Source organism: Clostridium saudiense, from assembly GCF_000577815.1.
In the GTDB taxonomy this organism is placed as follows: domain Bacteria; phylum Bacillota; class Clostridia; order Clostridiales; family Clostridiaceae; genus Clostridium; species Clostridium saudiense.
Genome location: NZ_CBYM010000064.1, coordinates 1 through 9258, shown reverse-complemented (window position 1 = coordinate 9258; position 9258 = coordinate 1). Strand labels below are relative to the sequence as shown.

The following is a 9258-nucleotide window of genomic DNA, read 5'->3' as shown; positions in this document are numbered from 1 at the left end:
GCTTAACAGATTCAAATCATTTTTTGTCGAATATTATTTTAGTATATTTTCTAAATCAAGTAAATGTATTAATTTATATTAATATATAAATAAAATAATAGAAAAATATAACAAATAAATTTAAATATTACAATTATAAGTAAAAATAATGACGTTTTGTGTATAAAATATAAAAACGAGTGGAAAGAATAATGTTAAATTTTTGTTTTTAATAAAATATGCTATAATAAAAAAACGAAAAAAAAGAAAATATGAGGAAGATAATGAAAAAGAGGATTGTATAATTTTTAGTGTTGCATTAAAGAAATAGATTACTATTGCTTTTAAAGTAAAAGTGAGTATTAACGAAATTTTTTCGATAATACTCACTTTTTATTCATATGGAAAAATAATGAATTAAAAAAGTATGCACTTGTCCAAATTTTTGAATATAATTTTTAAAAATTTTCATATTATTTTATCCACTTAAATTAATTATTCCTCTATAATAAATCTCAAGGAGATTTGATCGGATTATTCTTGTTACAATAAGAATACTATATTTAACTTTTGAATGTTGCTTTTTACAAAATAAATAAATTAACATATATGTTATTAATGCCGAAAAAATCTGAATTCTAACAGCATTTTCATTGTAACTATAAATTTTTTGATCCTAAGATTTTGTTTTATCCATTTAAAGAACAGTTCAATTTCCCAACGTTTCTTATATATATTTATAATATCTTCTTTTGATAAATCAAAAATATTAGTTATAAAAGTAATTACTTCATCATTATCATAAAAACACATAATTTCTCTGTATTTATTAAAGGTTAAATTTCCGCCGGGCGTTGAGCCCATTATTACCTCGGTATCATAAATATCTTTATTTATATTTGAATCTAAAAATTTTTCCTCCATTACTATTGAGTTTTTGACTCCACGAGTAACAAATTTAAATCCACTTTCAGTAAGTTGATCATACCATCTATAATCGTAATATCCCCTATCAAATACATATATACAATCTTTGTCTCTAAACATATTATCAATACATTTTCTATCATTAATATTACCCTTAACTATATTTATACGTTCAGGATATTCACCATTAAACATTGTACTGATTTTCATTACTGATTTTTCATAATCAAATTTAAGTGATGGAGCTAATTTTAATGCTGTTACGATTACGCTTGAATCTATGATTCTAAGCGGAGGGAAATCTTTAATTAGTTTATATTCTCCAAAACGACTTTTAGCTTTAGATATAAGATAATAAAATATATCTTCAAAAATTCGACTATCTCTAGATGCATTCTTTCTACTAAATTGAGAAACACTTGGTATATTAATAATTCTTTTTAATTTATTATTATGGGATATTTGAGTCTGTAACTCTCTTAAGCTCTTACAGTTCATAAAATTAGAATAAAGCAATGCATATAAATGTGATTTGGTATCAAAATGCTGACTTCTAAAATCACCATTATATTTTGAAATAACTCTTTCTAGAAAAGTTCCTTGAATTTCCTCTATTAATTTATTAAAAACTAATTTATTATTATTATTATTGAACATAATAAAAACCTCCATGTAAATAGTTTGTGGCAAGACTATTAAATCACATGGAGGTTTATTTTTTTAGTTGTAAATTATTCCTTTAAACTTGGTGTCATTCGTGTCAACAAACAAGTTTTACTTAGATGCAACACTAAAATATAGCAATAGCATTTTTAGTAGGACTTATGGTAAGTGTAGGTTTAGTTTTCTTATTAGAATATTTAGATAATACATATAAAAATAAAGAGCAGCTTGAAAAAGATTTAGGAATACCAGTACTTGGAGCTATTCCAGATGTTGAAAATTTATAGGAGGTAAGATGAATGTTTATAGTTGAAAAAAGTCCAAAGTCTGTAGCAGCAGAAGCTTATAGAGCTTTAAAAACTAATATTCAATATTCTTCTTTTGATAAAGAATATAAAACTATAGTAATAACTAGTTCCAATCCAGGAGAAGGTAAATCTACTACAGCAGGAAATTTAGCATTAACTTTAGCTAAGGGAGAAGTAAAAGTTTTATTAGTAGATTGTGATATGAGAAAGCCTTCTGTTCATAAGAACTTTAGAATTACTAATACATATGGTATTTCTGATATCTTACTTCAAAAGAAAAAGGTTACGGAAGTAGCTTATTCTTATAATAAAAATCTTAGTATCATAACAGCTGGAAAGGTACCACCAAATCCAGCGGAAATGCTAGCTTCAAAGGCAATGACTGCATTTTTAAAGGAAATGAAAGATCATTTTGATTATATTGTTTTAGATACACCACCAGTGCAAGCGGTTGCTGATGCTCAAATTTTATCAACGAAGACTGATGGAACTCTTGTTGTAGTTAGGGCAGGTGTTACAAAAAAGGATGAAGTTAAAAATACTATTAATACGTTAAATAAGATTAATGCTAATATTATTGGAACTATTCTGCACGCTGTAGATAACACTAGAAATAAATATCAATATTACTATGGAAATGAATAATGCTTTATCAATAAAGTTGTTTTATAGGGTTTATATTTTATAGAGAAATGGGGGAGGAATGAGTGGAAGTACTTAAAATTGAGTTTGAGAATATAAAGGAAAATAAAGCAAAGTTAAGCTTTTATGAAATTTGTAAAAGAGCAATAGATATTATAGGAGCTATAAGTGGATTACTTTTGTTAAGTCCGGTTATTGTAATAGTAGCATGCGCAATTAAATTTACTTCAAAAGGTCCTATATTTTTCTCTCAAAAAAGAGTTGGTAAAAATGGAGAGTTATTTGATATGTATAAATTTAGGTCTATGGTAGTAAATGCTGAAGAACTTAAGGAAAAGTTAGAACAGCAAAATGAAAGGTACGGACCTATGTTTAAAATGAAAGATGATCCTAGAGTAACTAAGGTTGGAAGGTTTATTAGAAAAACTTCATTAGATGAACTTCCGCAACTTTGGAATGTTCTTAAAGGTGAAATGAGTTTAGTTGGGCCTAGACCAAGTTTACCTAAGGAAGTTGCTCAATTTGAAAACTGGATGTGTAAAAGACTAACTGTAAAACCAGGCTTAACTTGTTATTGGCAAGTGAGTGGAAGAAATAATATTGGTTTTGAGGAGTGGATGAGGCTTGATAATAAATATGTAGATGAACGAAATCTTTGGATTGATATTAAGTTGATATTTAAAACTGTATTAGTATTGTTTGGTGATAAAAATGCATCGTAAAGTGAAAGAGGTAAGAAAGATGAAGATAGCTATAGCAGGAACAGGGTATGTTGGTTTATCTAATGCAATTCTTTTAGCTCAACATAATGAAGTAGTTGCAGTAGATATAATTCAAGAAAAGGTAGATATGATTAATGATAAAGTATCGCCTATAGTTGATAAAGAAATACAAGATTATTTAAGTAATAAAGAGTTAAATTTAATTGCAACTACAGATGCTTATAAAGCATATAAAGATGCCGAATTTGTAATAATTTCAACACCAACTAATTATGATCCAGAAATGAACTATTTTAATACAAGAAGTGTTGAAGCAGTAATTGCAAATGTACTTTCTATTAATCCAGAAGCAACTATGATAATTAAATCTACAGTACCGGTTGGATATACAAAAAAAGTTAGAAAAATGTTTGAAACTGATAATATAATTTTTTCACCTGAATTCTTAAGAGAAGGAAAGGCACTATATGATAACCTTTATCCTTCAAGAATTATAGTTGGTGAGCAAAGTAAAAGAGCTGAAAAGTTTGCTAATCTTTTAAAAGAAGGAGCAATAAAAGAAGATATTCCAGTGCTATTTACAGATAGTACTGAAGCAGAAGCAGTTAAGCTTTTTTCTAATACATATTTGGCATTAAGAGTTGCTTATTTTAATGAGTTAGATACTTATGCTGAAATGCATGGCTTAAATACTAAGCAAATAATTGAAGGTGTAGGATTGGATCCAAGAATAGGAACTCATTATAATAATCCCTCATTTGGATATGGGGGATACTGCTTACCTAAAGATACTAAGCAACTAAGAGCTAATTATGAAGATGTTCCTAATGAAATTATTAGTGCAATAGTTGAGGCCAATAGAACAAGAAAGGATTTTATTGCAGATCAAATTATTAAGAAAAATCCTAAGATTGTTGGTATTTATAGATTAACTATGAAAACTGATTCTGATAATTTTAGAGCATCTTCAATTCAAGGAATAATGAAGAGAATAAAATCTAAAGGCATTGAAGTAGTTGTTTATGAGCCAGTACTCAAGGAAGAAACTTTCTTTAACTCTAGAGTTATTAGAGATTTAGAGGAATTTAAGAATATTAGTGATGTTATTGTTTCTAATAGATTAGCAAAAGATTTATTTGATGTAGAAGATAAGGTTTATACTAGAGATTTATTTAATAGAGATTAATATAATTTAAGAAAAGGTATAAAGGAATATACTATGAAAAAAGAATTATCAATAATTATAGTTAATTATAATAAATATCAATTAACTCAAAAATGTATAAAGTCAGTTATTAGTAATATTAATAATATAGAATATGAAATAATTGTAGTAGATAATTGTTCTACTACAATTATTTCATATACACAGCTAATTAATAAAAATAAAAATAATAAGAATGTTAGAGTATTAAAAACTATACAAAATAAAGGATTTGGATATGGGAATAATGAAGGAGTAAAAGCTTCTAAGTATGAAAATATACTTTTATTAAACCCTGATGTGGAGGTTTTAGGGGATTCTATAGAAAAAATGCTAGATAGGATTTTAAGTGATAATAATATAGGTGTAATAGGATGTAAATTATTAAATGAAGATTTAACTTTACAGTATTCATGTAGAAGATTTATTCCACTTACTAAATTTTTATTAGCTAGAACACCTTTAAAAAGGTTAGCATCTAATAAAGTGATAAACAAAATTAACTCACAATACTTAATGCTAGATTATGATCATATAGAGGAGAAAGAAGTAGATTGGTTAATGGGGTCATGTCTAATGTTAAGAAAAAAAGATTTTAATGAAGTTAAGGGATTTAGTAAGGAATATTTTATGTATTTTGAGGACGTAGATTTATCATATAAATTAAAGAAAGCAGGTAAAAAAATACTTTACTATCCGCAAGCCAGCATGATTCATTTACATGAACAGGAAAGTACAAAGAAGATAAATAAATTAACTTATTTTCATTTTATAAGTATGTATAAATTTTATAAAAAATTCGTTCTAAATTAAAATTATGGAGGGAGATAGCTATGAAGGGAATAATATTAGCAGGTGGATCTGGCACACGTCTTTATCCAGTGACAAAATCTATGTCAAAACAAATGGTACCAATATATGATAAACCAATGATTTATTATCCAATGTCAGTTTTAATGTTAGCAGGAATAAGAGATATACTTATAATATCAACACCAAGAGATATCATTAACTTTAAGGCATTATTTAAAGATGGTTCAGAATATGGTTTAAACATTGAATATGCGGTTCAAGAACAACCTAATGGATTAGCAGAAGCATTCATAATTGGTGAAGAGTTCATTGGCAATGACAATGTTGCAATGATATTGGGAGATAATATATTCTATGGTCAGAATTTTAGTTCACACTTAAAAGAAGCAGCACAATTAAAGAGTGGAGCAATGGTATTTGGATATTATGTTCAAGATCCAAGAGCGTTTGGGGTAGTTGGATTTGATGAAAATGGAAAGGTAACATCTTTAGAAGAAAAACCTGAAAAGCCAAAATCAAAATATGCAGTACCAGGACTTTATTTCTATGATAATTCAGTTGTGGAAAAAGCAAAATCATTAAAGCCTTCACAAAGAGGAGAATTAGAAATAACAGATTTAAATAAGTTATATATGGAAGAAGGAACTTTAAAGGTAGACTTATTAGGTAGAGGAATGGCGTGGCTTGATACAGGAACTCAGATATCAATGCTTAAAGCATCAAACTTTGTTGAAGCAGTACAAACAACTCAAGGAACATTTATAGCTTGTCTTGAAGAAATTGCATATAGACAAGGATGGATTTCTAAAGAGAAAGTTAGAGAATTAGCTAAACCTTTAATGAAGACTGAATATGGAAAGTATTTAATAGATATAATTGAGGAGTAGAAATATGGTTGAAGTAGGAAATTTTAAATTTATAGAAACTAAAATATCTGATTTATATATTGTAGAGCCAAAGATATTTGGAGATACAAGAGGATACTTTATGGAAAGTTACAACAAGCAACACTTTGATAAAGCTGGATTAACAATGACTTTCGTGCAAGATAATGAATCGAGATCTAAAAAAGGTGTTTTAAGAGGATTACATTTCCAAACACAGCATACACAAGGAAAGCTTGTAAGATGTACTGAGGGTGAAGTTTGGGATGTTGCTGTAGATTTAAGAAAAGGATCACCAACGTATGGACAATGGGAAGGTGTCTACTTAAGTGCAGAAAATAAGAGACAATTCTATGTACCAGAAGGTTTTGCACATGGATTTGTAGTATTATCTGAAACTGCAACATTTAACTATAAATGTACAGATTTCTATTCACCAGAGCATGATGGTGGACTTTTATGGAACGATGAAGATATTGCTATAGAATGGCCATTAGATGGAATAGAAGAAATATTATTATCAGAAAAAGATAAGAAGCAAAAGAAATTTAAAGAATTAGATTTACCGTTTGTATATGAAGGCTAGGAGGGATAGCATCATGAAGATCTTAATAACTGGTTCAAATGGACAATTAGGAAATGAACTTCAAAAAATAGTATCTACAGGAAAAGCAGAAATAGGAGCAGTTTCAGAAGAAATTAAAAATGCTGAAGTTTTTGCTATGGATGTAGATATATTAGATATAACGAATTTAGAACAAGTTAAAAAAGTTTTAAATGAAGTTAAACCAGATGTAGTTATAAACTGCGCTGCAGCAACTAATGTTGATGGATGTGAAGCAAATCAAGATTTAGCTTTTAAAATAAATTCACTAGGGCCTAGAAATTTAGCTATGGTAGCTGAAGAATTAGGAGCAAAAATAGTTCAAGTTTCAACTGACTATGTATTTAGTGGAGTAGGAGAAGCTCCATTAAAGGAATGTGATTTAGTAGCTCCAGTAAGTGTTTATGGAAAAACTAAACTTTTAGGTGAAGAATTTGTAAGAGACTTTTCAACAAAATATTATATAGTAAGAACAGCATGGCTTTATGGATATGTAGGTCATAACTTTGTTTATACAATGATGAAGCTTGGAAAAGATAGAGATACATTAAATGTTGTAAATGACCAACTTGGAAATCCAACGCATGCAAATGATTTAGCATATCATATATTGAAGCTTATTCAAACAGAAGAATATGGAGTATACCATTGTACAGGAAAAGGTGAATGTAGCTGGTATAATTTTGCTTCTGAAATAATGAAACTTTCAGGAAGAAATTGTACAGTAAACCCTTGCACTTCTGAAGAATATAAGAGTATGTATCCTAATTCAGCTGATAGACCAGCTTATTCATCACTTGATAATATGATGCTTAGATGTACTATTGGTGATGAAATGAGAGATTGGAAGGATGCTTTAAAAATTTTCATGGATAATGTTGAAAAGTAATTAAGATTTAAGATCAAATTAAAGTAGAACTTAATTCATTGATTATAGCAATAAATTTATTAATAAATTTAAGCTTTTAATAATAAGGAGAATTTAATTATGAAAACTTATTTAGTAACTGGTGGGGCTGGATTTATAGGCTCAAACTTTGTATTATACATGTTAAATAAATATGAAGATATAAGAATAATAAACTTAGATAAGTTAACTTATGCAGGAAACTTAGAAAATTTAAAATCAATTCAAAATGATTCAAGACACATATTTGTACACGGGGATATTTGTGACAATGAATTAGTTAACTCTTTATTCAAAAAATATGAAATAGACTATGTTGCTCACTTTGCAGCAGAGTCTCACGTTGATAGAAGTATAAGAGAACCAGAAGTATTTGCTAAGACGAATGTTATGGGAACAGTAAATCTTTTAAACTGTGCAAAAGCAGCATGGGAAAATGAAGATGGAACATGGAAAGATGGAGTTAAGTTCTTACACGTTTCAACTGACGAAGTTTATGGATCATTAGGGGAAACAGGATACTTCATGGAAACTACACCACTTGATCCTCATAGCCCATACTCATCAAGTAAGGCTGGATCAGATTTAATGGTTAAGGCTTACCATGATACTTACAAAATGCCAATGAACATAACAAGATGTTCAAATAACTATGGACCATTCCAATTCCCAGAAAAGTTAATACCTTTATTAATTAATAATTGTTTAGAGCATAAGAATTTACCAGTTTACGGTGATGGAATGAACATAAGAGATTGGTTATTTGTTGAAGATCATGCTAAAGCTATTGATATGGTTATAAACAATGGTAGAGTTGGAGAAGTTTATAACGTTGGTGGGCACAATGAAAGAACCAATATTACAATAGTTAAGACTGTAATAGCCTATTTAAATGAAAATGTCGATAAAGCAGTTACTGAAAGCTTAATTAAGTATGTTGAAGATAGAAAAGGTCATGATAGAAGATATGGAATCGACCCAACTAAGATTAAGGATGAATTAGGATGGTATCCTGAAACTACATTTGAAGTTGGAATTAAGAAGACTATTCAATGGTATTTAGATAATCAAGAATGGATGAAAAATGTTACTTCAGGGGAATATAAAAATTATTACAATAAGATGTATGAGAATAAGTAAGGAATGAAAAGTATGGAATTAATAAGTTTAGTAATTATTAATTATAATAATAAGTCTTATTTGAAAAGATGTATGAATTCGATATTTGATCAAACCTATAAAAATCTTGAGATAATTTTTATTGATAATGAATCAAAAGATGGCTCATTTGAGTATATGAAAGAAGAATATCATGATAATGGTATTCTTCTAATTAGAAATAAGATTAACAATGGATATGCTGGTGCTGCGAATCAAGGGATAAAATTGTCAAAAGGTAAATATGTTATGATTTTGAATCCAGACATTATTATGGAGAGTGATTTCATAGAGAAGATGATTGTGTTTATCGAATCTGATGAAACAATAGGAGCCTTATCCGGAAAATTACTTAAATATGATTTTGAAAAAAATAAAAAGCTTAATTATATAGATAGTGCAGGAATAATAATGTTTAAAAACACTAGATGTATGAATCTGTTAAGC

Annotated in this window: 10 protein-coding genes and 1 pseudogene; 10 read left to right on the top strand and 1 reads right to left on the bottom strand. The window is 28.1% G+C overall.

The window, feature by feature from the left end; all coding sequences use genetic code 11:
- Positions 1-594: 594 nt before the first annotated feature.
- Positions 595-1563: an IS4 family transposase gene (locus TY07_RS16440; protein WP_042402763.1), complete on the bottom strand. Its 969-nt coding sequence runs from the start codon at positions 1561-1563 to the stop codon at positions 595-597.
- 137 nt (positions 1564-1700) lie between these two features.
- On the opposite strand from TY07_RS16440, the pseudogene TY07_RS17765 reads away from it, so the two are divergent.
- The 10 genes and pseudogenes from TY07_RS17765 to TY07_RS16395 form a co-directional block, all read left to right on the top strand.
- A pseudogene (locus TY07_RS17765) lies at positions 1701-1856 on the top strand (YveK family protein); the annotation flags it as partial.
- Positions 1857-1868: 12 nt separating this feature from the next.
- A complete protein-coding gene (locus TY07_RS16435) occupies positions 1869-2522 on the top strand; it encodes a CpsD/CapB family tyrosine-protein kinase (protein WP_042402760.1) in 654 nt (217 codons plus the stop codon).
- Positions 2523-2584: 62 nt separating this feature from the next.
- Positions 2585-3241 carry a sugar transferase gene (locus TY07_RS16430; protein ID WP_042402758.1) on the top strand — a complete coding sequence of 219 codons (657 nt, stop codon included), beginning with the start codon at positions 2585-2587 and terminating at the stop codon, positions 3239-3241.
- A 19-nt stretch (positions 3242-3260) separates the two neighbouring features.
- Positions 3261-4427 carry a nucleotide sugar dehydrogenase gene (locus TY07_RS16425; protein ID WP_042402756.1) on the top strand — a complete coding sequence of 389 codons (1167 nt, stop codon included), beginning with the start codon at positions 3261-3263 and terminating at the stop codon, positions 4425-4427.
- Positions 4428-4460: 33 nt separating this feature from the next.
- A complete protein-coding gene (locus TY07_RS16420) occupies positions 4461-5258 on the top strand; it encodes a glycosyltransferase family 2 protein (protein ID WP_052330766.1) in 798 nt (265 codons plus the stop codon).
- Positions 5259-5278: 20 nt separating this feature from the next.
- Entirely contained in the window at positions 5279-6145 is an 867-nt protein-coding gene (rfbA, locus tag TY07_RS16415; protein ID WP_042402754.1) for a glucose-1-phosphate thymidylyltransferase RfbA, read from the top strand.
- Between the two features lie 4 nt (positions 6146-6149).
- Complete coding sequence (rfbC, locus tag TY07_RS16410; protein ID WP_042402751.1) at positions 6150-6728, top strand: dTDP-4-dehydrorhamnose 3,5-epimerase; 579 nt, start codon at positions 6150-6152, stop codon at positions 6726-6728.
- Between the two features lie 13 nt (positions 6729-6741).
- Complete coding sequence (gene rfbD / locus TY07_RS16405) at positions 6742-7635, top strand: dTDP-4-dehydrorhamnose reductase (protein WP_042402748.1); 894 nt, start codon at positions 6742-6744, stop codon at positions 7633-7635.
- 99 nt (positions 7636-7734) lie between these two features.
- On the top strand, positions 7735-8793 hold the full coding sequence (gene rfbB, locus TY07_RS16400; RefSeq protein ID WP_042402745.1) for a dTDP-glucose 4,6-dehydratase: 1059 nt from the start codon (positions 7735-7737) through the stop codon (positions 8791-8793).
- A gap of 12 nt (positions 8794-8805) precedes the next feature.
- Positions 8806-9258, top strand: a 453-nt coding sequence (locus tag TY07_RS16395; protein WP_198134017.1) for a glycosyltransferase family 2 protein, incomplete at its 3' end; no start/stop codon positions are given.

Excerpts from the sequence above, each read along its gene's own strand:
- rfbC (WP_042402751.1), top strand. The coding sequence starts at position 6,150 with ATGGTTGAAGTAGGAAATTTTAAATTTATAGAAACTAAAATATCTGAT.
- rfbD (WP_042402748.1), top strand. The coding sequence starts at position 6,742 with ATGAAGATCTTAATAACTGGTTCAAATGGACAATTAGGAAATGAACTT.
- TY07_RS16420 (WP_052330766.1), top strand. The coding sequence starts at position 4,461 with ATGAAAAAAGAATTATCAATAATTATAGTTAATTATAATAAATATCAA.
- TY07_RS16425 (WP_042402756.1), top strand. The coding sequence starts at position 3,261 with ATGAAGATAGCTATAGCAGGAACAGGGTATGTTGGTTTATCTAATGCA.
- TY07_RS16440 (WP_042402763.1), bottom strand. The coding sequence starts at position 1,563 with ATGTTCAATAATAATAATAATAAATTAGTTTTTAATAAATTAATAGAG.
- TY07_RS16435 (WP_042402760.1), top strand. The coding sequence starts at position 1,869 with ATGTTTATAGTTGAAAAAAGTCCAAAGTCTGTAGCAGCAGAAGCTTAT.
- rfbA (WP_042402754.1), top strand. The coding sequence starts at position 5,279 with ATGAAGGGAATAATATTAGCAGGTGGATCTGGCACACGTCTTTATCCA.
- rfbB (WP_042402745.1), top strand. The coding sequence starts at position 7,735 with ATGAAAACTTATTTAGTAACTGGTGGGGCTGGATTTATAGGCTCAAAC.